The organism is Mesorhizobium sangaii (genome assembly GCF_014207355.1).
GTDB lineage: Bacteria > Pseudomonadota > Alphaproteobacteria > Rhizobiales > Rhizobiaceae > Mesorhizobium > Mesorhizobium sangaii.
Map to the genome: position 1 here is coordinate 79,406 of NZ_JACHEF010000005.1, position 25,859 is coordinate 105,264.

General features: G+C 63.0%; 26 protein-coding genes. 9 read left to right on the forward strand and 17 right to left on the reverse strand.

What is annotated here, in order from left to right:
- Positions 1 to 116 precede the first annotated feature (116 nt).
- Positions 117 to 1,409 (forward strand): GGDEF domain-containing protein, encoded by a 1,293-nt coding sequence (locus HNQ71_RS23175; RefSeq protein ID WP_184874957.1) that lies wholly within the window; start codon positions 117 to 119, stop codon positions 1,407 to 1,409.
- A 3-nt stretch (positions 1,410 to 1,412) separates the two neighbouring features.
- On the opposite strand, the gene HNQ71_RS23180 is transcribed toward HNQ71_RS23175, so the two are convergent.
- Together HNQ71_RS23180 and HNQ71_RS23185 are read right to left on the reverse strand one after the other, a co-directional pair.
- Entirely contained in the window at positions 1,413 to 2,027 is a 615-nt protein-coding gene (locus HNQ71_RS23180; protein WP_184874958.1) for a hypothetical protein, read from the reverse strand.
- Positions 2,028 to 2,113: 86 nt separating this feature from the next.
- Entirely contained in the window at positions 2,114 to 3,121 is a 1,008-nt protein-coding gene (locus HNQ71_RS23185) for a ribonuclease T2 family protein (protein ID WP_184874959.1), read from the reverse strand.
- A gap of 188 nt (positions 3,122 to 3,309) precedes the next feature.
- Here HNQ71_RS23185 and HNQ71_RS23190 point away from each other — a divergent pair, with 188 nt between their 5' ends.
- From HNQ71_RS23190 to HNQ71_RS23200, 3 genes are all read left to right on the forward strand, one after another.
- Complete coding sequence (locus HNQ71_RS23190) at positions 3,310 to 4,242, forward strand: alpha/beta fold hydrolase (protein WP_184874960.1); 933 nt, start codon at positions 3,310 to 3,312, stop codon at positions 4,240 to 4,242.
- 115 nt (positions 4,243 to 4,357) lie between these two features.
- Positions 4,358 to 5,533: a CaiB/BaiF CoA transferase family protein gene (locus HNQ71_RS23195; protein WP_184874961.1), complete on the forward strand. Its 1,176-nt coding sequence runs from the start codon at positions 4,358 to 4,360 to the stop codon at positions 5,531 to 5,533.
- On the forward strand, positions 5,530 to 7,179 hold the full coding sequence (locus HNQ71_RS23200) for a thiamine pyrophosphate-binding protein (RefSeq protein WP_184874962.1): 1,650 nt from the start codon (positions 5,530 to 5,532) through the stop codon (positions 7,177 to 7,179). Before HNQ71_RS23195 ends, HNQ71_RS23200 begins: the two co-directional genes overlap by 4 nt.
- A gap of 105 nt (positions 7,180 to 7,284) precedes the next feature.
- Here HNQ71_RS23200 and HNQ71_RS23205 read toward each other — a convergent pair whose 3' ends face one another.
- The gene (locus HNQ71_RS23205) at positions 7,285 to 7,725 is read right to left on the reverse strand and encodes a CHRD domain-containing protein (protein ID WP_184874963.1); all 441 of its coding nucleotides are present in this window, start codon (positions 7,723 to 7,725) and stop codon (positions 7,285 to 7,287) included.
- Positions 7,726 to 7,932: 207 nt separating this feature from the next.
- Positions 7,933 to 9,216 carry a cystathionine gamma-synthase family protein gene (locus tag HNQ71_RS23210; protein WP_184874964.1) on the reverse strand — a complete coding sequence of 428 codons (1,284 nt, stop codon included), beginning with the start codon at positions 9,214 to 9,216 and terminating at the stop codon, positions 7,933 to 7,935.
- Positions 9,217 to 9,340: 124 nt separating this feature from the next.
- On the opposite strand from HNQ71_RS23210, the gene HNQ71_RS23215 reads away from it, so the two are divergent.
- A complete protein-coding gene (locus tag HNQ71_RS23215) occupies positions 9,341 to 9,799 on the forward strand; it encodes a winged helix-turn-helix transcriptional regulator (protein WP_184874965.1) in 459 nt (152 codons plus the stop codon).
- 43 nt (positions 9,800 to 9,842) lie between these two features.
- Here HNQ71_RS23215 and HNQ71_RS23220 read toward each other — a convergent pair whose 3' ends face one another.
- The 5 genes from HNQ71_RS23220 to HNQ71_RS23240 are packed head-to-tail and all read right to left on the reverse strand — an operon-like array spanning position 9,843 to position 14,187.
- Positions 9,843 to 10,814, reverse strand: a complete 972-nt coding sequence (locus HNQ71_RS23220) for an ABC transporter substrate-binding protein (protein WP_184874966.1) — start codon at positions 10,812 to 10,814, stop codon at positions 9,843 to 9,845.
- 40 nt (positions 10,815 to 10,854) lie between these two features.
- Positions 10,855 to 12,009 (reverse strand): ABC transporter permease, encoded by a 1,155-nt coding sequence (locus HNQ71_RS23225; protein WP_184874967.1) that lies wholly within the window; start codon positions 12,007 to 12,009, stop codon positions 10,855 to 10,857.
- Positions 12,006 to 12,884, reverse strand: a complete 879-nt coding sequence (locus HNQ71_RS23230; protein WP_184874968.1) for an ABC transporter permease — start codon at positions 12,882 to 12,884, stop codon at positions 12,006 to 12,008. The genes HNQ71_RS23225 and HNQ71_RS23230 overlap by 4 nt, the downstream gene beginning before the upstream one ends.
- Positions 12,885 to 13,430: an endonuclease domain-containing protein gene (locus HNQ71_RS23235; protein WP_184874969.1), complete on the reverse strand. Its 546-nt coding sequence runs from the start codon at positions 13,428 to 13,430 to the stop codon at positions 12,885 to 12,887.
- Positions 13,396 to 14,187 (reverse strand): ABC transporter ATP-binding protein, encoded by a 792-nt coding sequence (locus HNQ71_RS23240; protein ID WP_184874970.1) that lies wholly within the window; start codon positions 14,185 to 14,187, stop codon positions 13,396 to 13,398. The genes HNQ71_RS23235 and HNQ71_RS23240 overlap by 35 nt, the downstream gene beginning before the upstream one ends.
- A 146-nt stretch (positions 14,188 to 14,333) precedes the next feature.
- Here HNQ71_RS23240 and HNQ71_RS23245 point away from each other — a divergent pair, with 146 nt between their 5' ends.
- Positions 14,334 to 14,732, forward strand: a complete 399-nt coding sequence (locus HNQ71_RS23245) for a cupin domain-containing protein (protein ID WP_184874971.1) — start codon at positions 14,334 to 14,336, stop codon at positions 14,730 to 14,732.
- Between the two features lie 20 nt (positions 14,733 to 14,752).
- Here HNQ71_RS23245 and HNQ71_RS23250 read toward each other — a convergent pair whose 3' ends face one another.
- The 5 genes from HNQ71_RS23250 to aptA form a co-directional block, all read right to left on the reverse strand.
- Positions 14,753 to 15,130: a hypothetical protein gene (locus tag HNQ71_RS23250; RefSeq protein WP_184874972.1), complete on the reverse strand. Its 378-nt coding sequence runs from the start codon at positions 15,128 to 15,130 to the stop codon at positions 14,753 to 14,755.
- Positions 15,131 to 15,144: 14 nt separating this feature from the next.
- A complete protein-coding gene (locus HNQ71_RS23255) occupies positions 15,145 to 15,516 on the reverse strand; it encodes a hypothetical protein (protein WP_184874973.1) in 372 nt (123 codons plus the stop codon).
- A 2-nt stretch (positions 15,517 to 15,518) separates the two neighbouring features.
- Positions 15,519 to 16,970 (reverse strand): dihydropyrimidinase, encoded by a 1,452-nt coding sequence (hydA, locus tag HNQ71_RS23260; RefSeq protein WP_184874974.1) that lies wholly within the window; start codon positions 16,968 to 16,970, stop codon positions 15,519 to 15,521.
- Positions 16,971 to 17,035: 65 nt separating this feature from the next.
- Positions 17,036 to 18,286 (reverse strand): Zn-dependent hydrolase, encoded by a 1,251-nt coding sequence (locus tag HNQ71_RS23265; protein WP_184875568.1) that lies wholly within the window; start codon positions 18,284 to 18,286, stop codon positions 17,036 to 17,038.
- Positions 18,287 to 18,356: 70 nt separating this feature from the next.
- Entirely contained in the window at positions 18,357 to 19,685 is a 1,329-nt protein-coding gene (gene aptA / locus HNQ71_RS23270) for an omega-aminotransferase AptA (protein WP_184874975.1), read from the reverse strand.
- A gap of 242 nt (positions 19,686 to 19,927) precedes the next feature.
- Here aptA and HNQ71_RS23275 point away from each other — a divergent pair, with 242 nt between their 5' ends.
- A complete protein-coding gene (locus tag HNQ71_RS23275) occupies positions 19,928 to 20,563 on the forward strand; it encodes a TetR family transcriptional regulator C-terminal domain-containing protein (RefSeq protein WP_184874976.1) in 636 nt (211 codons plus the stop codon).
- Between the two features lie 13 nt (positions 20,564 to 20,576).
- Here HNQ71_RS23275 and HNQ71_RS23280 read toward each other — a convergent pair whose 3' ends face one another.
- Positions 20,577 to 21,479, reverse strand: coding sequence for a helix-turn-helix transcriptional regulator (locus HNQ71_RS23280; protein WP_184874977.1), 903 nt, complete (start codon positions 21,477 to 21,479; stop codon positions 20,577 to 20,579).
- A gap of 103 nt (positions 21,480 to 21,582) precedes the next feature.
- On the opposite strand from HNQ71_RS23280, the gene HNQ71_RS23285 reads away from it, so the two are divergent.
- The gene (locus HNQ71_RS23285; protein ID WP_184874978.1) at positions 21,583 to 22,428 is read left to right on the forward strand and encodes an SDR family oxidoreductase; all 846 of its coding nucleotides are present in this window, start codon (positions 21,583 to 21,585) and stop codon (positions 22,426 to 22,428) included.
- The gene (locus tag HNQ71_RS23290) at positions 22,425 to 23,147 is read left to right on the forward strand and encodes an SDR family oxidoreductase (protein WP_184874979.1); all 723 of its coding nucleotides are present in this window, start codon (positions 22,425 to 22,427) and stop codon (positions 23,145 to 23,147) included. The genes HNQ71_RS23285 and HNQ71_RS23290 overlap by 4 nt, the downstream gene beginning before the upstream one ends.
- Before the next feature lie 44 nt (positions 23,148 to 23,191).
- Here HNQ71_RS23290 and otsB read toward each other — a convergent pair whose 3' ends face one another.
- Positions 23,192 to 23,953, reverse strand: a complete 762-nt coding sequence (gene otsB, locus HNQ71_RS23295) for a trehalose-phosphatase (protein WP_184875570.1) — start codon at positions 23,951 to 23,953, stop codon at positions 23,192 to 23,194.
- The gene (locus HNQ71_RS23300; protein ID WP_184874980.1) at positions 23,953 to 25,731 is read right to left on the reverse strand and encodes an alpha,alpha-trehalose-phosphate synthase (UDP-forming); all 1,779 of its coding nucleotides are present in this window, start codon (positions 25,729 to 25,731) and stop codon (positions 23,953 to 23,955) included. Before HNQ71_RS23300 ends, otsB begins: the two co-directional genes overlap by 1 nt.
- Positions 25,732 to 25,859 lie beyond the last annotated feature (128 nt).

Genomic DNA, 25,859 nt, shown 5'->3' on the forward strand with positions numbered 1-25,859 from the left:
GTTTTCCGCCGGCCGCCCGGCGCGATGAAAGCTCCGATTAACCCTTCGCCGTCAAAACAGGATCGGGTGGAATCGCCAGCTTGTCGCGATTCAGGAGAAAGATCGGATCGACGGCATTGCTGAACAGTTTCCTGCTCCTTGCCGAAGCGGTCGTCTACTTCAGCGTCATGGTGACGCTTTTCCGCTTCAGGAAACGCATCGGCCTCGGCGTCTTCGTCTGCGCGCTCGGCGTCATGCACTTCCTCGAGACCTATCTCGCCAGCGTCTTCTACGTCGCCTTGCCGTTCGGCATGGTCTCGCCGGGCTCGGCGGTGCTGTTTTCCGGCAAGCTGGTCATGCTCCTGCTGCTCTACATGAAGGAAGATGCCGCCACCGTCCGTCAGCCGATCTATGGTCTGCTGCTTGGCAATGCGCTGATGATCGGGCTGGTGCTGCTGTTGCGCCTGCATGCCATAGCCCCGCTTCCCGACGGCAGGCTCCCCGACATCGGCTTCATCGACGAGATGGGCTGGCTGATGGTGTGGGGCACGACGCTGCTCTTCATCGACGCCATCCTGATCATCCTGCTTTATGAAAAGCTCGGGCGATACCTGCGCAAGGCACAGTTCGCGCGCATCCTGATTTCGGTCGCCTGCGTGCTCACCTTCGACCAGGCGGGGTTCTTCACCGCGCTGCATTTCGTCGCCGGCGCACCGATCGCGGTGTTTTTCGGCGGCTGGTTTGCCAAGATGGTCGCCGCGCTGACCTACAGCACCATGCTCGTGGCCTATCTCAGATGGTTCGAAGAACGCGAGATCACGCTGCCGCGCGGACTGACCGACATCTTCGACACGCTGACCTATCGCGAGCGCTACGAAGCGCTGATCGAACACGTCGGCCGTGACGGCCTGACAGGCCTGCTGCATAAAGGCCGCTTCGACAGCGATGGCGAAGCCGCCGTCCAGGTCAGCCTGCGAACGGCGAAGCCGCTCAGCCTGCTGATCATCGATGTCGACCATTTCAAATCGATCAACGACCGTTTCGGCCATGCCGAAGGCGACAAGGTGCTGAAAGCCGTTGCGGCCCTGCTTGGCGAGGCAGCAAGTGCGGAAGACCAGGTGTTCCGGATCGGCGGCGAGGAATTCGCCATCCTCAGTTCGCGTCCGCACGCGGTCGCCAGGCTGTTCGGCGAGAGCATCCGCTATGCGGTCAAGGCATCCGTCAACACCAGCCGCTTCGACCTGACCGTCAGCGCCGGCGTCTCCAGCGTCGGCGAAACGACGCGCTGCCTTGCCGATCTGTTCGCGCTTGCCGACCAACGCCTCTACAAGGCCAAGTCGACCGGACGCGATCGCGTCGTCGGCGAGCCGGACGGCCACGAGGCCGACGCCGCCCTTGCATGGACAAAATCCGCGCAAATCCAGTCCTGACGCTTACGGCGACTTTTTCTGCCGCCGAATGCCGGCGACCGTGGAGACCGCCATCAGGGCAATCGCCAGCCATTTCAGCGCGGTGATGATCGGTCCGGCTTCCATGTCATAGGCGATGAACAGCAGGATGCCCGGCACCAGCAGGCCGCACATGATCAGCACGATGCGGTTGATCTGCCAGGATACTTTTGAGGCCAACGCCTCGTCGCCGGGCGCGGCGATCAGCGCCGCACGCACCGCCTTGCTGGCCACCAGCACTGCCGAAAGGCGCATCGAGATCGGCAGGCCAAGGCCGATGATAAGGAAGGCGCAGGCAGCCAGCAGCAGCGAAAACTTCAGCGCGCTGGTCTCGGCCGGCACAGGAAACAGCATAGTCGCCAGCGGCAGGAAGACGCCAAAAATGCCGAGCGCAGCAATCGTGATGAACATCACCGCATTGACGATGGTGAACAGCTGGTAGGTGCCGGCGCCGATCGGTTCGGAGAGCGTCCGCATGCGCGCCCATTCGGCGTCGGCATAGGAAAAACCCGGCCATTCCATGCGCCCGTCGCTGATCGCGACCATGCCCTTGGCCCAGAAGGCCAGCCGCGCCAGCGCGCTGTTCGTCAAGCCATCCATTGCGACCCCCGCCCGAATGATGCTGGGCGCAGCATAGCACCAAGACGCGGCAAGGCGACAGTCAGGCGTCTGCGTTCGGCCAGTGCTTACTGGAACCCGATCGCGTCGACGGTGCCGGTCGGGCAGCCGGCCTTGTTGGTCGGCACCGAAGCCAGCAGCAGGTCCTTGAGCGAGCTGTTGGGGCCGATCGGGCCGGCAAGGCCGAGCGTCAGTTCCCCGATCAGCCGCCTGCCGCTCGACGGATCGATGACGCAGGAGACGCGCACCCGGTCCCCTGCCCCAGCGCCAAAGGCGCTGTCGAAGGCGCCACGGATCTGGTCGGCCGTCAGCTTACCGCCGATGTTCTTGGCAAATAGATCGCGCACCGGCGAGCTGTTCACCGCGCGCATCAAATTGAGCGCGTCGGAGAAATAGTCCTGTTGGCTCTTGCCGTAGCAGGTGCCGTGCTTGATCCACTCATGCCGCTCGAGTTGGGAAGCGGTACCCGGCATCACCTGATCGAGTTCCGTGCGGGTGCTGGCATCCAGATTGACCGGCGGCAGGTCCTTCCAGTGGGCCGGATTGTCATTGGCCTTGTCGCTCGCTGTCACCTGGCAATAGAAATTGCCGTTCGGCTGCGGCCACAGCCCGTGCAAGGTGAAATGCGTGGCGTCGAAATCACCGGCGCTCTGAGCCTTGCATTCGGTCTTGCTCGACTTGGTCTCGCAAAAGGCCGGCTGCCAGCTCAGCGCGAAGACATATTCAGGCTTGCCCGACGCCGCCGGCTTGCCTTGCCCGCCAGGTGCTGCCGGCACCGTCGCCGCGCTGCTGCCGGAGACATGCCCGCAGCTGACCTTCACCCAGCGGCGCTCCGGATCGGCGCCCGGCACCAGGATGAGATAATGCGTCGGTGCATCCTTGTTGCCGGCAAGCAGCTGGTAGCTCTGCCCGGCGTCGGTCGAGACATTGCCGGGATTCTTGCCGTTCTTGATGGCTTGCGTTGCCGGACAGGCCGAATCGGCAACGAAAGTGCCCTTCATCTTGACATCGGCACGCGCCGCACCGGCCAGCGAGGCCGCCAGCATCGCCAATCCGAAAACAACACCAATGCGCATAGGAATCCCCGGCTGAAGAAGTGGGCGACAGACTGAAGCTGTCTCCATGTCAGAATTGCGATATTTTGCTGGCCAAACGCAAGAAACATCGTCGCGGAAAAGCAGGCAGGGCGGATTGACGCAAAATCGGTGCCGGCGCAAACAAAGCCGGCGCCACGATGGCGGCCAGAGCCTGGAGACCGAGCCGCATGTCATTCAGCCAGCAGCGCGTGGTTCGCTCGCCGACGGGTGCCGACCTCAATCTCTTCGTCAGGCAGGCCGATGGCAGGCCGCGTGCCGTCGTGCAAATCAATCACGGGCTGGCCGAGCACGCCGCGCGCTATGCCCGCTTCGCCGATTTTCTTGGCCCGCGCGGCTACCACGTCTATGTCCACGACCATCGCGGCCATGGCGCCACCAAGGCGCCCGATGCGCCGCTCGGCAAATTCGCCGACAGGGATGGCGCCGCCAAGGTGATCGCCGATGTCGGCGCCGTCCATGATCTCATCGCCCGCGAACAGCCGAACCTGCCGGTCATCCTCTTTGGCCATTCGATGGGTGCATCCGTGGCGCTGAATTTCCTGTTGCGCCATTCGCCACGCGTTCATGCGGCCGCGATCTGGAACTGCGACTTCTCGCAAGGCCTGCTCGGCCAACTGGCGTTGGGTATTCTTGGCTGGGAACGCATGCGGCTGGGCTCGGATCTCCCCTCGCGCCTGCTGCCGAAGCTCACCTTCCAGGCGTGGGGCAAGGCAGTGCCCAATCACCACACGCTGTTCGACTGGCTGTCGCGCGACGAGGCTGAGGTGGCGAAGTACATTGCCGACCCTCTGTGCGGTTGGGATGCGTCGGTGTCGATGTGGCGCGACGTCGTCGGCATGGCGCTGAATGGCGGCAGGGACACCGGATTTGCCGACATCAGGCGCGATCTCCCTGTCGGCATCGTCGGTGGCGAGAAGGATCCCGCCTCGGACTACGGCAAAGGGATCACCCATCTTGCCAATCGCATGCGCAAGATGGGGTTTTCGAATCTGATTCCAAAGGTTTATGCCGACACCCGCCACGAAAGCCTGAACGAGGTCAACCGCGACATCATCATGGACGATTTCGTGGCCTGGGCCGACGGCGTGCTAGGATCATAACCCGGCCAAAGCGGCGCGAATCCATTTCGAACTGGCACCTTGGCCCATTGCAAGGGCCGTGACAGCCATCGCCGGGCTTGATAGAGGCTCTGCTTTCGATCAACCACGGTGATTTATGGCCGAACCCCCGCTGAAAGGCGTCCGCGTCGTCGAACTCGCCCGCATCCTCGCCGGACCCTGGGCCGGGCAATTGCTGGCCGACCTTGGTGCCGATGTCATCAAGGTCGAGAGCCCCGATGGTGGCGACGACACCCGCAAATGGGGACCGCCCTTCGTCATGGGCAGGGACGGCGAGAACCTGTCAGCCGCATATTACCATTCCTGCAATCGCGGCAAGCGCTCCATCGCCATCGACTTCTCGACGCCGGAGGGTGCCGAGACGGTGCGCCGGCTGGTCGCGACGTCGGATGTGCTGATCGAGAACTTCAAGCTCGGCGGCCTCAAGAAATACGGCCTCGACTACGACAGCCTGAAGACGATCAACCCTCGCCTCGTGTACTGCTCGATCACCGGCTTCGGCCAGGATGGGCCCTACGCGCCGCGCGCCGGCTACGATTTCATCATCCAGGCCATGGCCGGCATGATGTCGATCACCGGCGAGGTCGGCCGCGAGCCGCAAAAGGCCGGCGTCGCCATCTCCGACATCTTCACCGGCCTTTATTCGGTCATCGCCATCCAGGCGGCATTGCGCCATGCCGAACTGACCGGCGACGGCCAGCACATCGACATGGCGCTGTTCGACACCCAGATCTCGGCGCTCGGCAACCAGAACCTGAACTATCTCGTCTCCGGCAAGTCGCCGGTGCAGATGGGCAACGCGCATATGAACATCGCGCCTTACGAGGTGGTTCCGGTCAGAGATGGCCACATCATCCTGGCGGTCGGCAATGACGGCCAGTTCGTCAAATTCTGTGCCGCCGTAGGGCTGGACGAACTGCCGTCGAATCCCGACTTCGCCACCAATCCGGCCCGGGTCGCCAACCGGGTCAAGCTGCGCGAGCACATGATCGAGGCGCTGAAGATCTTTGATCGCGACCCGCTGCTGGCAAAGCTGGAAGCGGCGAGCGTGCCGGCGAGCCCGATCAACACGATCGGCCAGATGTTTGCCGACCCGCAGACGATCGCCCGCGGAATGCGGCTCGACCTTGACGACGGCCATGGCAATCTTCTGCCTTCGGTGCGCGCACCGATGGTGATGTCCGGCACGCCGCTTGTCTATGAGCGCCCCTCGCCGCGCCTTGGCGAGCACACGCAAGAAATCCTTGCCGAACTGGAGAAGTCTGGACAATGAAGACTGGCGGACAACTGATCGTCGACGCGCTCGAAGCCAACGGCACCGACCGCATCTATTGCGTGCCTGGCGAATCCTACCTGGCTGTGCTCGACGCGCTGCATGATTCGGCGATCCGCACCATCGTCTGCCGCCAGGAAGGCGGCGCCGCCATGATGGCCGATTGCCATGGCCGCCTGACCGGCAAGCCCGGTATCTGCTTCGTCACCCGCGGGCCCGGCGCCACCAATGCGTCCGCCGGCATCCACATTGCCATGCAGGATTCTATTCCCGTCATCCTGTTCATCGGCCAGGTCGCCAGCCACGCCAAGGAACGCGAGGCTTTTCAAGAGGTTGATTACAAGCGTTTCTTTGGAGACATCGCCAAATGGGTGGTCGAGATCGATGATGCCTCGCGCATCCCGGAGTTCGTCACCCGCGCCTTCGCGGTGGCGACATCGGGCCGCCCCGGCCCGGTGGTCATCTCGCTGCCGGAAGACATGCTGACCAGTGTTGTCGAAGCGCCCATCGCCTTGCCGCACACACCGGTCGAAACCCGGCCCGGTGAAGCCGAACTCGATGCGCTGGAGAAATTGCTGGCCAAGGCCAAGCGGCCATTCGTCATCCTCGGCGGCACGCGCTGGGATGCCGAGGCCGTGGCGCAGATGCGCACGATCGCCGAGGCCTGGTCGCTGCCGGTCGGATGTTCCTTCCGCCGCCAGATGCTGTTCGATCATCTGCATCCGAACTATGCCGGCGATGTCGGCATCGGCATCAATCCGAAGCTGGCCACGGCGATCAAGCAGGCCGACCTCGTGCTGTTGATCGGCGGCCGCATGGGTGAAATGCCGTCGTCCGACTACACGCTCTTGAAGAGCCCCTACCCCGACCAGACACTGGTCCATGTCCATGCCGACGCCGGCGAACTCGGCCGCGTCTACCGGCCGACACTGGCGATCAACGCCTCGCCGTCAGCCTTCGTTCAAGCCTTCGCCAAGCGCAGGCCGGCCTCCGCACCCGTCTGGGCAGCCGAGACGCCAAAGCTGCATGCCGCCTATCTCGACTGGTCGACGCCGCCCGAAAGCGGCCCGGGCCCAGTCCAGATGGGGCCGATCATGAATTATCTTGAAAAGGTGTTGCCCGACGACGCCATCCTCACCAACGGTGCCGGCAATTACGCCACCTGGGTGCATCGCTTCCACCGGTCCCGCCGTTTCGCCACGCAGGCAGCCCCGACGTCAGGCTCGATGGGCTATGGCACCCCTGCCGCAGTCGCTGCCAAAGGGCTGTTCCCGGATCGCATGGTGGTTGCCTTTGCCGGCGACGGCTGCTTCCTGATGAACGGGCAGGAGTTCGCCACCGCCGTCCAGTATGACCTGCCGATCATCGTCGTCGTCGTCAACAATGGTATCTACGGCACCATACGCATGCATCAGGAGCGCGAGTATCCCGGCCGAGTCGTTGCCACGGATCTCAAGAATCCCGACTTTGCGGCCTTGGCCCGTGCCTATGGCGGCCATGGCGAGACGGTGGAGAAGACCACGGATTTCGCTTCCGCCTTCGAGCGTGCCCGCGCCAGCGGCAAGCCGGCTATCGTCGAGATCAGGCTTGACCCCGAGGCGATCACGCCGACCCGGACGATGACCCAGATCCGCGACAAGGCCTGAGCGCCAACGGCATAGGTCCAATAGCTTCGCGCCCCCTCCATCCTGCCGGACAGAGGGGGACGCTGTCCCACTAACTTCGGGATGAGTCACCGCAGGGCGACGACCCTACTTCGCCTTTTCGATCTGGCCGCGGATCTCGCCGTCCTTGTTGGCGGCGGTGTGGACGTTGACGTAATATTTTCCGGCCTCGAGATCAGCGGCCTGGGCATCGGTCAGCGTCTCCGATCCCTTGATCGGGCTCTTGAGCTTTTTGAACGGAATGACGGGTCCAGCGTTTTCACCCATCGCCGCCGGGCCGTGAATATGCGCGGCCGTCGCTGGCCCGCTAAGACCGGAATATTTGACGTTCCAGCTAAGCTTCTTCTTGGCCGTATCGAACGTGAGAGTGGCCGTGCCCTTGCCCTTCGTGGTGACGGGCGGGCTCTGCTGGCCGCCATCGAGCGTCGCAGTGAACTTTTCCATGTCGGCCAAGGCCGGCGAGACAAGGAAGATAGAAACAGTGACGGCAAGTGCCGAAACGATCGGCGAAAAGGACTTCATGCGCATTTTAGAAACCTCCGTTGGATGCAACACCCTGCGGCCCCCCAGCGCATGGATACATCAACACAACGATCTGCCGGCCAAAAGTATCCCGGGCGCACGCATATGTGATGACCGATGAAAAGAGAGGCGGTTGCCCGCCCCTCCTGGGATTATCCAATCTCAAAGGCGCGACGGCGCCTCCGCCTCGCTGCCGAGGCGCCCCGGAGGCGGTCAGACCGCTGCCAGCGCCTGCGTCAGGTCGGCGATCAGATCGTCCGGATGCTCGACACCGATCGACAACCTGACCGTGGTCTCCAGCACGCCGATGCGTTGGCGCACGTCGAAGGGAATGCCCGAATGGGTCATGGCCGCGGGGTGGCTGGCCAGCGATTCCGTTCCGCCGAGGCTCACCGCCAGCTTGAAGATCTGCAGGCCGTTGAGAAAGGCGAAAGCCGCTTTCTGTCCGCCGCGTATGTCGAAGGAAAAGGTCGAGCCGGCGCCACTGCACTGCGCCCTATAGGCACGGCCCGCCGGGGTGTCCTCGCCCAGGAACGGCAGGTAATGCACCTTCTCGACCTTGGCATGATCGCGCAGGAATTCGGCGACCAGGCGCGCATTGTCGTTCGCCCGCTCCATGCGGATTGACAACGTCTCCAGCGAACGGCCAAGCATCCAGCACGAATGCGGGTCGAGCTGCGTGCCGATCGCGCCGCGCAGCGCCTTGATCGGCTTGGTGACGGCCTTGCTGCCCATTGCGGCGCCTGCGATCAGGTCGGAATGGCCGCCGACATATTTGGTCAGCGAATAGACGGACACATCGGCGCCGTGTTCGATGGGCCTCTGGAACACCGGTCCGAGCAGCGTGTTGTCGCAGACGACAATCGGCGCCGACCCCTGGCTCGCGCCGGTCTCGTCAGCGATCTTCCGCATCAGCGCGATGTCGACCAGGCTGTTAGTGGGATTTGACGGCGTCTCGATCAGGATGACCGAGACACGGCCCTTCGCGACTGCAGCGTCGGCAGCCGCGCGCACCGCCGTCTCGTCGACGCCATCGGCGAAGCCGACAGCACCGATACCGAAGCCGGAAAGCGTGCGCGTCAAAAGTGTCTCGGTGCCGCCATAGAGCGGCTGCGAATGCAGGATGACGTCGCCCGGACGGGCATAGGCGAGAAGTGTCGTCGCGATCGCCGACATGCCTGACGAAAACAGGATGCAGGCATCCGTCCCCTCATAGATCGCGAGCCGGTCCTCGACGATCTCGCTGTTGGGATGGTTGAAGCGCGAATAGACCAGACCGGACGTCGTGCCGCTCGGTGGCTCCTTGCGGCCGGACGTGTAGTCGAAGAAGTCGCGTCCCTCTTCCGCCGACTTGAACACGAATGTCGAGGTCAGGAACACGGGTGGCTTGACCGCGCCCTCCGAAAGCTGCGGATCGAAGCCATAGCTCAGCATCAGCGTCTCCGGGTGGAGCTTGTGATTGCCGATATGGGTTTTCGACGGGCGTGGCGCGGGCATGGCTTTTTCCTGCTTCTTCGAGGAATGTCGCACGGCAATTTATGCGATCCCGATCGCGCAGTCCTTGCTATTTTTGCGCGCGCATGGCTGCATCCTCGCAACAAATTGCCTGGAGAGGCCGAAAGTGCAGCAAAAGATAGCCGATGATTTCGATCGCAGAATTCTGCAAGAACTGCAGGCCGACGCCCGCATCACCAACAACGAGCTTGCCGAGCGGATCGGCCTGTCGCCGTCGCCTTGCCTGAGGCGGGTGCGGCGGCTGGAGGAGACCGGCGTCATCAGAGGCTACACCACGCTGGTCGATCCGGCCGCCTTCGGCAGGAGCATGGTCGCCATCGCCACAGTCCGGCTCAGCCGTCAGAACGAGGACGAGATCGTCATGTTCGAAGACGCGATCCGCGGCTGGGAAGAGGTGCTGGAATGCCACCTCGTCACCGGTTCGCGCGACTATGTGCTGAAGGTGGTGACAGGCTGCCTCGAACAGTACGAGCGCTTCATCAAGGAAAAGATCGCGCGGCTTAAATGCGTCGCCTCGATCGAGACCAGCTTCGTCATGAACACCATAAAGGAACGGCGCCTCTGACAGAGGCGCCGTTTTCTCAATATCAAGATGTTGCCGGCTAGGCTTACTTGACCGCCTTGTCGGTGATGGCGGTGGTGTAGGCGCCTTTCGGCTCCTTGGTGATGATCTTCTGGTCGAGCAGCGCCTTGGCGGTGCGCTCGTAGGTTGCCGGATCGAGCTTGCCGTCGGCATTGTCGACCAGCTTGGCGACTTCGCTCATCATCCGCTTCTGGTGGTTCTCGTCCTGGCCGCCACCGTCCATGACGATGCCTGCGGCCTCGTCATTGTTGTCGACGGCGTATTTCCAGCCCTTCATCGAGGCGCGCACGAAACGCACCATCTTGTCCTCGAACGCCGGATCCTTGAGCTTGTCTTCCGACGCATAGAGCCCATCCTCGAGCAGGTCGTTGCCCATCGCCGAATAGTTGAACACGGTCAGTTGTTCCGGCTTGTAGCCGGCGTCGATCAGCTGCCAGTACTCGTTGTAGGTCATGACCGAGATGCAGTCGGCCTGCTTCTGGATCAGCGGCTGCACGTCAAAGCTCTGCTTCAGAACGGTGACGCCATCTGGGCCGCCTTCGGTCTTCAGGCCGAGCTTGTTCATCCAGGCGTAGAACGGATATTCATTGCCGAAGAACCAGACGCCGAGCGTGTGGCCCTTGAAGTCGGCTTCGGTCTTGATCGGGCCGTCCTTCGGGCAGACCAGTTCCATGCCGGCCTTCTTGAACGGCTGGGCGATGTTGACCAGCGGCACGCCCTTCTCGCGAGCGGCCAGCGCACCGCCCATCCAGTCGACGATAACATCGGCGCCACCGCCGGCGATCACCTGCTCCGGAGCGATATCGGGTCCGCCCGGCTTGATGTCGACGTCGAGACCTTCGGCCTCGTAGAAGCCCTTGGCCTTGGCAACATAGTAGCCGGCAAACTGGGCCTGCGTGACCCATTTCAGCTGCAACGTCACCTTGTCGGCGGCCATTGCCTGGAACGCCGCTAGCGACATCGCGCCGGCCAGGACAGGAATAATCAGTCTTTTCATCTTTTTACCCTCTGAAGTTAGTACCCTTAGACCCACCGCCCTATCCACCACGGACAGAGGGATGCCAAAACGTGACGGCTCTTTCGACAAGAGCGACCACGCCATAAAAGACCGAACCCGCAAGTGCTGCAACCGCGATTTCGGCCCAGACCATGTCGATGTTCATCCGCCCGACCTCGGTCGAGATGCGGAAGCCCATGCCGACGACAGGCGTACCGAAGAACTCGGCGACGATGGCGCCGATCAGCGCCAGCGTCGAGTTGATCTTCAGCGCGTTGAAGATGAAAGGCGCGGCTGCCGGCAGCCGGAGCTTCAGCAGCGTCTGCCAGTAGCCCGACGCGTAGGTGCGCATCAGATCGCGCTCCATATGGCCGGACGCGGCGAGCCCGGCGACCGTGTTCACCAGCATCGGGAAGAAGGTCATGATGATGACGACCGCCGCCTTGGATTGCCAGTCGAAGCCGAACCACATGACCATGATCGGGGCGACGCCGATGATCGGCAGCGCCGAGACCATGTTGCCGATCGGCAACAGCCCGCGGCGCAGGAACGGTACGCGATCGGCGAGGATCGCGGTGATGAAGCCGGCACCGCTGCCCACGACATAACCGAAGATCACCGCCTTGAAGATCGTCTGCCGGACATCGGCGCCGAGCACCGGCAGCGAACTGGCGATGCGCGCGCCGATGGCGCTTGGCGGTGGCAAAAGGATGAAGGGAATGCCGGCGCCCCGCGTCACCGCTTCCCAGATGATCAGGATCCAGGCGCCGAAGATGGCGGGGATGATCAGGCGCAGCGCGCTCCGGGCCCAGTTCGCCATCGGACGAAGTCCCGACAGGACGGCGACGCAGCGCCAGCCGAGCAGCCAGGCAGCCGTAAGCAGCAAAAAGTACGGCGCCAGTGCCGTACCTTCAAAACCGGATATGCCCGATATCAGCAGCCAGCCGACAAGGTGGGCGCCGACAAACAGCACCACCGCCTCTGCAAGCGGCGGAATCCTGGTCATCGAGATCAGCGCCGCCAGCAGGACCAGGCCGAGCATCAAGCCTTTCGTTCCGAGAAAGGGGTAGTTGAAGCTGGCCGCCGGGTCGGCAAGCGCTGCCGCTTCCGGCTTCGACATCGCGCCGAGCGCCAGCGCGATCAGGCACAGCATGATGGCGAGCACCGCTTGCCAGGAGGGTTTCAGCCAGTTCATGCCGGCCTCCCGCCCATGGCGCGGTCGACGATGCGCCCGGCAATGCCAACCACCATGACCAGTAGTGCGGCCACCACCGAACCGGCAACCAGTGTCGACCAGATGTCGATGGACTGGCTGTAATAGGCACCCGCCAAAAGCTTGGCGCCGATGCCGGCGACAGCGCCGGTCGGCAGTTCACCCACGATAGCGCCAACCAGGCTTGCGGCCACCGCCACCTTCATCGAGGTGAACAGGAACGGCACGGAGGCTGGCACGCGCAATTTCCAGAAGGTCTGCGAGGCGCTGGCATTGTAGGTGTGCATGAGGTCGAGATGCATGATCTCCGGCGAGCGCAGGCCCTTCACCATGCCCACCGTCACCGGGAAGAATGACAGATAGGTCGAGATCATCGCCTTCGGCACCAGGCCGGTGATGCCGATCGCCGCCAGCACGACGATGATCATTGGCGCCACCGCCAGGATGGGAATGGTCTGCGAGGCGATGATCCACGGCATCAGGCTGCGGTCTAGCGTCGCCACATGCACGATGCCGACGGCGATGATAATGCCGAGCCCCGTGCCGAAAGCAAAGCCAAGCAGCGTCGACGACAGCGTCACCCATGCGTTATAAACGAGGCTGCGGTTCGAGGTGACGGGCCGCAGGAAGGTGTTCTCGAAGAAATTCACCGCCACCTGATGCGGTGCCGGCAGTGTCGGCTTCGGCTGCGACAGCGTCTTGCCTATGAATTCGCTCAAGGCGGGCGTTTCACCAGCGCGGCGGTCGAGATCGCGCTGGAACGGCGCGTTGAGGATAACGGCGAAAACGTACCAGAGCACGACCACGCCAGCGAGGATCGATGTCACCGGGATGAGCTTGTCGCGGAAGCTGTCCATCTAGCAGCCTTCCTCTCCTCTCCCCAACGGGGAGAGGGTGGCCGGAGCGAAGCGGAGGTCGGGTGAGGGGGTAGAAATCTTTCCGTCAAGGCAAGCCAAGATCGTATCAAGCACCGCTCGGCGTTCGGCCAAAACTTCGTGGTTCCAGAATCGAAGAACGGAATAGCCATGGCCGTTCAGCCAAGCTGTCCTGGCAGGATCGGTAGGAGAATCCGCATGCTGGCTGCCATCGAGCTCGACAATCAAGCCTTTCGCACGACAAACAAAATCGGCGATGAAAGGTCCAAGCGGCACTTGTCTCACAAATTTGTAGCCATTGAGATGGCACCCTCTCAGTTCCCCCCAAAGCCTGTATTCAGCCTCGGTCTCGTCATACCGTAGCTTTCGGGCACGAGTGGTTGCGCCGACCTTTCTTTTAGTCGGATCCGCCAAGGCCCCCTCACCCGACCTCCGCTTCGCTCCGGCCACCCTCTCCCCGTCGGGGAGAGGAGGGTGCTCATCTTTCACCGCCTCAATCTTCATAGCTGTGCCCTGCCCGCAGACCATCCCGGACGCGCGCGGCGATCGACAGGAATTCCGGCGTCTCGCGGATGTGGAGCGGCCGCTCCTTCGGCAGCGTCGATTCGATGACATCAGTAACGCGGCCCGGACGTGGCGACATGACGACGATGCGTGTCGACAGATACACGGCTTCGGGAATGGAGTGGGTGACGAAGCAGATGGTCTTGTTGGTCCGTCCCCACAGTTCCAGCAATTGCTTATTGAGGTGGTCGCGCACGATCTCGTCAAGCGCGCCGAACGGTTCGTCCATCAACAGAAGGTCGGCGTCGAAGGCCAGCGCACGCGCGATCGAGGCGCGCTGCTGCATGCCGCCGGAAAGCTGCCAGGGATATTTCTTCTCGAAACCTGAGAGGTTGACGAGGTCGAGCGTGCGCTTGATCCGCTCCGCCTGTTCCGCCTTGGAGAGGCCCATGATCTCCAGCGGCAGCCCCACATTGCGCTCGATGGTACGCCAGGGAAACAGGGCGGCGGCCTGGAAGACATAGCCATAGGCGCGTTTCTCGCGCGCCTGTTCGGGCGTCATGCCGTTGACCGAAATCGTTCCCGAGGTCGGCTTCTCCAGATCGGCGATGACGCGCAGCAAGGTGGTCTTGCCGCAGCCCGATGGCCCGATGAAGGAAACGAACTCCCCCTTGCCGATGGTCAGGTCGACATCGGACAGCGCCTGCACCGGTCCGTCATTGGTCTGGAAGGTCAGTCCGAGTTTGCTTGCCGCGACAACGGCTGGCGAAGTCCCTGTCATCGGCTGCAGCCTGCCCGTTCCCGCCACTGAGGCGCCGGCTGGAATCCGATTGCTTTTATCGCGATGTTGTTTTCCACTCGCCCCTGTCCCATTGGCCGCAGTCCCACTAATTTTGTCCCACTCAATCGACGCCCGGAGTTTCCCCGATGTCGCCCACTTGTCATCTTATCCGCCCTGAAACCACTTATGAAGGCAAGCAGGGATTGACCTATTTCGCCGGCATCGCCGCTGAAACCGTCGGCTCCTCCGGGATCTGTATGCATATGCTGACCATGCCGCCCGGCGCCCGCGCCAAGGCGCACATGCACGAGAGCCATGAAACGGCGATCTATGTGCTCTCCGGCGAGGTCCATACCTGGTACGGCGACCGGCTGGAGCACCATATCGTCGTCAAGGCCGGCGACCTCTTCTACATTCCGGCCGGCGTGCCGCATCTGCCGGCCAATCTCAGCGGCGCACCGTCTTCCGCCGTCATTGCCCGCACCGATCCCAACGAACAGGAAAGCGTCGTCCTGCTGCCGGAACTGGATGCGCTGGTCGCTTGAAGCCGATGGGAACGTGATCGTCATCGGCACCGGGAGACTTCCCCCATGACATTGCCGTCCGTATCGGTGATCACCAGCTTCTTGGCGCTCTTGGGGCTTTTCTTGACGGTGAACTCTGCCGGCGACTGCCCATCCTCGCCTTCGGCCTCGCATTGCGCCTTGATGACCAGAGAACCGTCCGATTTCGCCTGCTTGTCGGTAAAGGTGCAGGCGCTTGCCACGGTGACCAGATCCGTGTCTGTTAGCAGCAGCATGTCCTCGGCATAGACTTCCTGGCCGTTCTTGTTGATGCAGCCGGACTTGTTGCCGTAGGGCTTGGACAGATCGATGCCCTTTGCCGAAGCCTGACCGGCAGCCAGCACGAGCGCCATCGCAACAGACAGACCAAAAACGCGCATGCCAACGCCCCATGTCACGAACATGATTGCAGCGGCCCCATCTCTTCAAGGCCGGGAATGGTGACGAAGAAACCATCCTCCCCCTTGTTGGTGACCACAATTGTTTCGATCGTCGTCCCCGCCTCGCCCTCGGCGGAACAGGTCGAAGTCAGCGATTGGGCACCCAGCACCGGCGTCAATCGCTGCGGGAACCGGCAGCCGCTGCCATAGGTCTCGATGCCCTCGGCGGTCAGCACGATATAGGCATCGCTGTCCTGATAGCCGGCCTTGACGCCGGCGCAGCCGACATCGTTGCCCCAGGAGCCGGCGAGCACGCCGCTCGCTGCTGCCGGGCCAGCGACAACTGCCGCCAGGACCAACGAGATGAGCGCGACCGAGCGCTCCAAGCTCAAACCCCGGTCGCCGGGATGCCGGTGCGTTCGACCTTGCGCGGCGCGGAAATTTCCTTCCACGTCGACAGCGCCCGGTTGACCGCCGCGTTCGGCTCGCGGGCCACGAACTCGCCGTGCCCCGGCTTGGCCTTGATCTCAGCCTCCTGGATTGACAATTCGCCGCGCGAGAACACGAAGCGCGGCAGGCCGGTCACCTCGAACCCTTCGAAGACATTGTAGTCGATGACAGATTGCTGCTTCTTCGACGAGATCTTCTTCTTGCGCTTCGGATCCCAGACGACGATGTCGGCATCCGCCCCTTCGACGATGGCGCCCTTCTTCGGGTACATGTTGAGGATCTTGGCGATGTTGGTCGAGGTCACGGCGACGAACTCGTTCATCGTCAGCCGGCCCGTGTTGACGCCGGTGGTCCAAAGCACCGGCATACGGTCCTCAAGCCCACCGGTGCCGTTCGGGATCTTGGTAAAATCGCCGACGCCATTGCGTTTCTGCTTCGTCGTGAAAGCGCAGTGGTCCGTCGCCACCACCTGCAGCGATCCCGCCTGCAGGCCGGCCCACAGCGAATCCTGGTGCAATTTGTTGCGGAAAGGCGGGCTCATGACGCGGCGCGCCGCATGGTCCCAGTCCTTGTTGAAATACTCGCTCTCATCGAGCGTCAGGTGCTGGATCAGCGGCTCGCCGAACACCCGCATGCCCTTCTGCCGCGCCCGGCGGATCGCCTCGTGGCTCTGCTCGCAGGAGACATGCACGACATAGAGCGGCACGCCCGCCATGTCGGCGATCATGATGGCGCGGTTAGTTGCCTCGCCTTCCACTTCCGGCGGCCGCGAATAGGCATGACCCTCGGGGCCATTGTTGCCGGCGGCTAGCAACTTCTGCGACAGGGCTGCAACCACATCGCCATTCTCGGCATGCACCAGCGGCAGCGCGCCAAGGTCGGCGCAGCGCTGGAACGACGCATACATCTCGTCGTCGTCGACCATCAGCGCGCCCTTGTAGGCCATGAAATGCTTGAACGACGTGATGCCCTTGTCGACGACGGTGGCCATCTCGTCGAACACCTGCTTGCCCCACCAGGTGATCGCCATGTGGAAGGAATAGTCGCAGGATGCTTTCGAGGTTTTGTTGTCCCACATCTGCAAGGCTTCCAGCAGCGACTGCTGCGGCGCCGGCAGGCAGAAATCGACAACCATCGTGGTGCCGCCGGCGAGCGCCGCGCGCGTGCCGGATTCGAAATCATCGGCCGAATAGGTGCCCATGAACGGCATTTCGAGATGGGTATGCGGATCGATGCCGCCCGGCATGACATAGCAGCCGGTGGCATCGAATTCGTGGTCGCCATGCAGGTCCGAACCGATGGCGACGATCTTGCCGTGCTTGACCAGCACATCGGCCTTCCACGTGCGATCGGCGGTGACGATGGTGCCGTTCTTGATGACTTTGGTCATTGTCTTGTTCCCTTGTTCTCTTCGCGCTTCTTTGCGAGCGGCGTTTGGAATGCGGATTTGTAAGCTCACTCCACGATGACTGCCGTCTCCACCACGGCGTGGAAGAGCACGTCGGCACCGGCCGACGCCCATTCCTTCGTGATATCCTCGGCCTCGTTGTGGCTGAGCCCGTCGACGCAGGGGCACATCACCATTGCGGTCGGCGCAACGCGGTTAATCCAGCAGGCATCATGGCCGGCGCCGGAGACGATGTTGCGGTGGGAATAGCCGAGGCGTTCGGCGGCATCGCGGATCGCCTTGACGCAGCCGGCGTCGAAGGTGACCGGGTCGAAAGCGCCCACTTGCTCGATCTTGTACTGGATGTCGAGCGCCTCGCAGATCGTGTCGATGCCTTCGCGGATGCGGCCGTCCATCGCATCCAGCACCTCCTTTTCGGGCGAACGGATGTCGATGGTGAAGACGGTGCGGCCGGCGATGATGTTGCGCGAGTTGGGAAACACCTCCATATGGCCGACCGCGCCGACGGCGTCGGGCTGGTAGTCCATAGCGATCTCGTGCACCAGTTCGATCACACGCGCCATGCCGAGCCCTGCATTGCGGCGCTTCGGCATCGGCGTCGAGCCGGTATGCGCCTCCTTGCCGGTCAGCGTCACCTGCAGCCACTTCAAACCTTGCCCGTGGGTGACGACACCGATGTCGATGCCCTCGTCCTCGAGGATCGGTCCCTGCTCGATATGCAGTTCGAAGAAGGCATGGATCTTGCGGTCGCCGACCTTCTCGGTGCCCTTCCAGCCGATGCGTTCAAGCTCCTCGCCGAATTTCTTGCCTTGCTTGTCGACATGCTCATAGACATCGGCCTGGTCGAGCACACCGGCAAACACGCCCGATGCCATCATTGCCGGGGCAAAGCGTGCGCCTTCCTCATTCGTCCAGTTGGTGACGACGATCGGATGTTTGGTCTTGATGCCGAGATCGTTGAGCGAGCGCACCACTTCGAGCCCGCCCAGCACACCGAGCACGCCGTCATATTTGCCGCCGGTCGGCTGCGTATCGAGATGGCTGCCGACATAGACAGGCGGCAGGCTTGGATCGGCGCCTTCGCGGCGGGCAAACATCGTGCCCATCTCGTCGACGCCCATTTCGAGCCCGGCCGCATCACACCAGCGCTTGAACAGGTGCCGGCCCTCGCCGTCTTCGTCGGTCACAGTCTGGCGATTGTTGCCGCCGGCAATGCCGGGGCCGATCTTCGCCATCTCCATTATCGAATCCCACAAACGGTCTGAATTGATTCGTAGATTCTCGCCGGGTGCGGCCATTCCAAGTCCTCTCATTTTATGTCCTGGGCGGGCGGCGGTTCCCGTCGCCACCCGTCCAGGTAAAAGCAGATTAGTCTATCGAGCGCAGAACATCGCGCACGTGGTCGATCAATTCGTTGATCTGGCCCTTGGTGATGATCAGCGGCGGCGACAGCGCGATGATGTCGCCGGTGGTGCGGATCAGCGCGCCGCGCTCGAACGCCTTGACGAAGGCCGAGAAGGCCCGCTTGGTCGGCTGGCCGGCTATCGGCGCCAGCTCGATCGCGCCGATCAGGCCGATGTTTCTGATATCGATGACGTTCGGCTCGCCGTTGAGCGAATGCAGCGCGTCTTCCCAATAGGGCGCCAGCTCCTCGCCCCGGGTCAGTAGGCCCTCTTCCTTGTAGGTATCGAGCGTGCCCAAGGCCGCGGCGCAGGCGATCGGATTGCCCGAATAGGTGTAGCCGTGGAAAAACTCGATCATGTGCTCGGGGCCTGTCATGAAGGCGTCGTGGATTTCCTTCTTCACGAACACCGCGCCCATTGGGATGACGCCGTTGGAGACGCCCTTGGCGGTGGTCATGATGTCGGGCGTGACGCCGAAATAGTCGGCGGCGAACGGCGTGCCGAGACGGCCGAAGCCGGTGATGACCTCGTCGAAGATCAAAAGGATGCCGTGCTTGGTGCAGATTTCGCGCAGCTTCTGCAGATAGCCCTTGGGCGGCAGGATGACACCGGTGGAACCGGCGACCGGCTCGACAATGACGGCGGCGATGGTCGAGGCGTCATGCAGGGCGACGATGCGCTCCAGCTCGTTGGCCAGTTCCGCGCCATGCTCCGGCACGCCTTTGGTGAAGGCGTTCTTTTCGGGCAGATGCGTGTGCGCCATGTGGTCGACGCCGCCGAGCAGCGTGCCGAACATCTTGCGATTGGAGACGATGCCGCCGACCGAAATGCCGCCGAAATTGACGCCGTGATAGCCGCGCTCGCGGCCGATCAGACGGGTGCGCGAGCCCTCGCCCTTGGCGCGGTGATAGGCGATCGCCATCTTGAGCGCCGTTTCGACCGATTCCGAGCCGGAATTGGTGAAGAAGACATGGTCCATGCCCTTGGGCGCGAGGTCGACCAGGCGGTTGGCCAGTTCGAAGACGATCGGATGGCCCATCTGGAAGGCCGGCGCGTAGTCGAGCTCGGCGGCCTGATGCTGGATGGCCTCGGTGATCTTCGGCCGGCAGTGGCCGGCGTTGACGCACCACAGACCCGCGGTGCCGTCCAGCACCTTGCGGCCATCGCTGGTGGTGTAATGCATGTCCTTGGCGGACACCATCATGCGTGGTGCCTGCTTGAACTGCCGGTTTGCCGTGAACGGCATCCAGAATGCACTGAGATCGTTCGGCGTGACTTTCAGCCGGTTGGACATGACCAAGACTTCCCCTTGTAACTTGTTTCGGTGCGCCCAACGCTTGGTCTTCGTTGCGATTTCGTGCTACGCAAATTTTTGACCGATTGGACAAACGTTAGCACCGCCCTGTCGGCGGTCAAGGGATTACTAGCGGAAATGCGGCACCTGAAGTGCGTTCCACAGGCCAAGGAAAAACTGGTCCAGAGAATTGGTCCAGATGACCTTGAACGCGAGGTTTGGCAAAGCGAGGGCTGGCAACGGTGACCACCAGCACGGACGCCCCTCGCCGCACCCGCATCCAGCAGGAAAAGCGCGAACTCATCCTGGAGGCGGCGCTCGAGGTTTTCTCCACCAACGGCTTTCGCGGCTCGACCATCGACCAGATCGCCGAAGCCGCCGGCATGTCGAAGCCGAACCTGCTTTACTATTTTCGCCGCAAGGAAGACATCCACGCGACGCTGATGCAGCGCCTGCTCGACACCTGGCTGGCACCGCTGCGCGAGTTGGACGACATCGGCGATCCTATGACCGAATTGCGCAACTATATCAGGCGCAAGCTCGAAATGGCACGCGATTTTCCACGCGAGAGCCGGCTGTTCGCCAACGAAATCCTGCAAGGGGCGCCGCGCATTATGCCGCTGCTGGCGGGTGACCTGAAAACGCTGGTCGATGAAAAGGCCGCCGTCATCAAGAGCTGGATGCGCGCCGGCAAGATCGCCAGGACCGACCCCTGGCACCTGATCTTCTCGATCTGGGCAACGACGCAGCACTATGCCGATTTCGACGTCCAGGTCCGCGCCGTGCTCGGCCCCGACCGCGGCGGCGATGGCCGTTTCGAGGATGCCGCCCGTTTTCTGGAGCAATTGTTCCTCGACGGGCTGAAGCCGAAAAACTAACTTTCGGCGGTTATCAGGCGCTGCGCCGTTCGGCCGGCAGTGCGTCCAGCAACGTTTGCAGCTTGGCGACCGAGTTCTGTTCGGCAAGCGGCGTGTAGACGATCAGCTTCATGTCGGAGCCGTCGCCCACCGACAAGCTCATATGCTCGAACGTCATGCCGCCAGCGCTCGGGTGCCGGACATGCTTCACCCCCGACAATCGGTGCGCCACGTCGCGCTGCGGCCACCAGGCGCGAAACTCCGGGCTCGAGCGCGTCATCAATTCGATCAGCCGCTCGAAATCCGGATCGCCGACATATCTGGCGCTTGCGGCCCGGAACGAGGCCAGCACGATGCGCGCCAGTTGCTCCCAGTCGACCAGCAGCCGCCGGTGGTGCGGATTGGTGAACACCATGTGGACGATGTTGCGGGCATCACCCTCTAGCAGACCATAATCGCCGAACACCGCCACCGCCGCCGGGTTCCAGGCCAGCACATCCCAGCGCCGACCGACGACATAGGCCGGCTGCAGCACCAGGCTTTGCAGCATGTGCAGCAAGGGGCCGTCGACCTTTTCCGGCGCCACGGCGCGACGCTCCGGCTGCTGACGGCCGGCGAGGATGAACAGATGCTGTTTTTCGGCGGCGTCGAGGCGCAGCGCCTCGGCAAGCGCCGTCAGCACCTCGACCGAGGGCCTGACCTCCCGCCCCTGCTCCAGCCATGTGTACCAGGTGGTGCCGACGCCGGCGATCATCGCCACCTCCTCGCGCCGCAGCCCAGGCGTGCGCCGTCTGAGGCCGGTGGCAATGCCTGTGGCCGATGGGGTCAGCCTTTCGCGGCGCGAGCGTAGGAAAGCGCCCAGCTCGCGCCGGCGGCTGTCTTCGGCGGAGTGCGTGGGAGCAGAGCGAGTGAGGGCAGAGTGAGGTTGGGATTCCATGAGGCTAATATAGCAGTATTGATACCAGGATAAAGTTTGAACTGTTTGACGCGCGCCGGCTGTCGCATCTTCCGTTCAGAGCAACAGAACGGAGGCTCTGAACATGGAACTCAAAGACAAGACAATCCTCGTCACGGGGTCGACCGACGGCGTCGGCCGCGTGGTGGCGCAAAGGCTCGGCGCTGCCGGCGCCCGCGTGCTGGTGCATGGCCGCGATGCTACGCGCGGCAAGGCAGCAATCGCCGACATCGAAGCCGCCGGCGGCAAGGCCGAACTGCTGGTCGCCGACCTCTCCTCGCTAGCCGAGGTGCGCCGCCTCGCCGAAGCCGTGCGCGCCAGGACGGACCGGCTCGATATCCTCATCAACAATGCCGGCATCGGCACAGCCGGCCAAGGTGCCAAACGGCAAGTCAGCGCCGACGGCTATGAGCTGCGCTTTGCCGTCAACTATCTCGCCGGTTTCCTACTGACCTCGGAACTTCTGCCGATGCTCAAGGCAAGCGCTCCGGCACGGATCGTCAACGTCGCCTCGGCGGGACAACAGGCGATCGACTTCGGCGATGTCATGCTGACCCGTGGCTACGACGGCGTGCGCGCCTACTGCCAGAGCAAGCTGGCGCAGATCCTATTCACCGTCGACCTTGCGCAGGAGCTGAAAGGGACAGGCGTTACCGTCAACGCGCTGCATCCGGCCAGCTACATGAACACCACCATGGTCCGCCAGGCAGGCGTCACGCCATGGAGTTCGGTCGAAACCGGTGCCGACGCCATCCTCAACCTCGCGACCTCATCGGCGCTGGATGGACGCAGCGGCCTCTATTTCGACGGCCTGCGGGAATCCCGCGCCGACGCCCAGGCCTACGACGCCAAGGCAAGACAACAGTTGCGAGCCTTGAGCCTCGACCTCGTCGGCCTCGCCTCCCCAACATCGAAGGAACAGCATTCATGACCACGACAATCCAGCACACCGTCGTCATCGGCGGCTCGTCCGGCATCGGCCTGGCGACGGCGCGCAAACTGATTGGCCCCGGCATGAAGGTGACCATCACCGGGCGCAACCAGGATAGGCTCAACGGCGCGTGGAAGAGCCTCGGCGGGGCCGTCGAGAAGGCTGCGTTCGATGCCTCGAAACCGGACGAAGTCAGCCAGTTCTTCGAACGCCTCGGCCCCTTCGACCACCTGGTCCTGGCTGCCAGCGGCGGCAAGGGCCTTGGTCCCTTCCAGACGCTTGACCTGACCGATATCGGCAGCGGCGTCGACGAGAAAGTCCGCCCGCAACTGTCATGCCTGCAGGCCGCCCTGCCGACGCTGAACAAGAGCGGATCGGCCACCTTCATCTCGGCAGTCTCGGCTCAGCTCGCGACGCCGGGCGTCGCCGGCATCGCAGCCATCAACGGCATGCTTTTGACGGTGGTGCCGATCCTGGCCGTGGAGCTGAGGCCGCTGCGGGTCAATGTCGTGGCGCCTGGCGTCATCGACACGCCCTGGTGGGATTTTCTGGCCGAGGAGCAGCGGCAAGCGATCTTTGCCGAATATGCCGGCAAGACCCCGGTCGGCCGTATCGGCCGCGCCGAGGACGTTGCCGACGCCATCGCCTTTCTCGTCTCCAACGGCTTCATGACCGGTCAGGTGCTGACTTGCGACGGCGGCCTGCGATTTGCGGCTTGATCCACATCGCCCAAAGTGGCCGCGGTTTCGTGTCTCGGCTGGACCTAAAGTTGGCCTCTCAGCCAGGCGAGCGTTTCGGTAACGCCGGCAAGGCCGAACCGCGCGGTGGTATGCGCGGGTGGTTTGACCCGTATCGATATGCCGCCGGCATCGTTGACGGCTTCGAAGCCGTTTTCGTCCGGCGTGTCGTCGCCCAGGAAGACCGGGCGGCGGCCTGTGAAGGGCGCCATGCCCATGAACCGCCGGATCGCAGCACCCTTGGCTGCCTCGAGCGGCAGCAGCTCCACGCCTGCATTGCCGGCAACCACCCGGTAGCCCTCGGGCAGGCTGGCCAGCGCCTGCTCGACAAGCTGCGTCGCGCGCGGAAGCAGATGCGGGGCAGCGCGCGTGTGGATGGCGAGTACCCGGCCTTTGCGCTCGATATAGGCCTGCCCACGGCCGAGTTCAGCCTCGATCTCGACGGCAAGAGCAGCAATATCCGCCGGCTCTCCCGCGACTTCCACGTCGTCGTCCGGCAGCAGCCTGTGTTCCAGGCCATAGAGCCCGGCCGCACGCAGTTTCAAAGGGTGAAACAGCTCGTCCACGGCCGCAACGGAGCGGCCTGTAATAACGGCCAATGCCCCGTTCAGCTTTTGATCCAGGCCTTGCAGCAAGGAGCGAAGCTCGTCGCTCACCGAGACCGCGTCCGGGTGTTCCGCATGCTCAAGCAGAGTGCCGTCGATATCGAGGAACAACGCCCATTCGCCGGTCAGCACGGCCTGTGGCTTTTGCAGGGTATCGCTCACATTTTCCAAGGTCTCGCTCATCACATTGCCACCCGTTTGCGCTCGAACATGGAAACGACATTGTCGATGCTTGGAGGTTGCCTCTCGGCAGTACCGGTTGCCCGATCGAGGTCACCGCGCTTGCGCAACCGCGCCGCATCCAGAAGCATGCTGCCGGCCCAGCGATAGACATTGTTGTCGCGGACCATCTGCCGCATCGGCCGCATGCGCTCGCGCTGTTCGTCGGGCGTCATGGTCAGCGCCTGCAGCAGTGTCTCGCTCATCATGGCGGCGTCATAGGGGTTGACGATCAGCGCCTCCAGCAATTCGCGCGAGGCACCGGCGAACGTGCTGAGCATCAAGACGCCCTGTTCGTCGTCGCGCGCCGCAACGAATTCCTTTGCGACCAGATTCATGCCGTCATGCAGGCTGGTGACCATGCATATGTCGGAGGCGCGATAGATCTCGTAGACCTGTTCCTGAGTGTGATGTTCTGCCACCATGATCACCGGCTTGTAGCCGTCGCTGCCGTAGCGCTCGTTGAGCTCTTCGGCGTAGCGGTGACATTCGTCGTGGAGCAGTTTGTAAGCCGGGAGCGTGCCGCGGCTGGGTGCAGCGATCTGCAGGAAAACCAGTTTTCCGATCCATTCCGGGTATCGCTTGAACAATTCGTCGAGCGCCTGAAACCGATCAAGAATGCCCTTGGTGTAGTCGAGACGCTCGACGCCGACGCCAAGCTTCACATCCGCTTTCAGCCCGAACCTGTCGCGCAGGCGGGCGCGGCAGTCATCGACATCGGGCAATCTTGCCAGGAGGTCCGCCGGCCACTCTATCGAGATGGGATAGGCGTGCACCAGCGTCGTCTGCCCGCCATAGGAGATGGCCGCATCCGCCCGCTCGATGCGGCTTTCCAGGAAGCGATCGACGCTCTCGGTGAAATTGTTGGCATGGAACTGGGTGTGGAAACCAATGATCGAGCTGCCGAGCAGCCCCTCGAGGATGCGCTCGCGCCATGGACAGATGCTGTACACTTCCGAGTTCGGCCACGGGATGTGCCAGAAGGTGATGACGATCGCCTCGGGCAGGCGCTCGCGGATCATCCGCGGCAGCAACGCGAAGTGGTAGTCCTGGACCAGCACGATCGGCCGCTCGTTGCGTGCTTCGGCCACCACCGTGTCGGCGAACTTCCGGTTGACGGCTTCATAGGCCTCCCAGTCCGAAGCGCGAAAGATCGGCCGGGTGAAAGCGATATGGCAAAGCGGCCACAGGCCCTCATTGGCGAAGCCGAGATAGTAGCCCTGATGCTCTTCCTCCGTCAGCCAGACCCGGCGCAGCGTGTAGGACGGATTGCCGGGCGGCACCTGTACCCGGTCGTCCTTGTCGACCATGAGACGGTCTGCTGTGCCGCCGCCATAGGCGATCCAGGTTCCGGCGCAGGCGCGCGTGATCGGCTCAAGCGCCGAAACCAGCCCGCTGGCCGGCACAAGCAGTTCCACGCCATTGCCGCTGACGTTGTGGATGTACGGTTCGCGGTTGGAGACCACGATGACCTGCGCTTCGGGCAGATCGTCGGCCAGGATCTTGCGCAAGGTCTCGGGCGACCATGTCACCAGTGCGGCATCGGCCGATTGGCCGTTCTTTTCGAACTCCCGTATGATCTTGCGCGCCGCTTCCGCGGTCACGTCCTCGCCGGCCGGATGTGCTACCGTTGGCGGGTGACTGCGGCGTTGCCGCGAAATGGAGAAGAAAACGGCAAGAGCGGAAAGACCGAAGCTCGCCAGGATCAAGACCCACAGCAGGCCCGCACCATAATCTGTCATTGGAATGCCAACTCACCTCAGGCCGTTCGGCGGCCTTTTTGTTCGTGTTTCCGATTTGAAACTGTCCGCGGCGACCTGGTCGCCGTCCGAACCTGTATTTTGCAACGCACAAGGCGGCGATCGGTTCC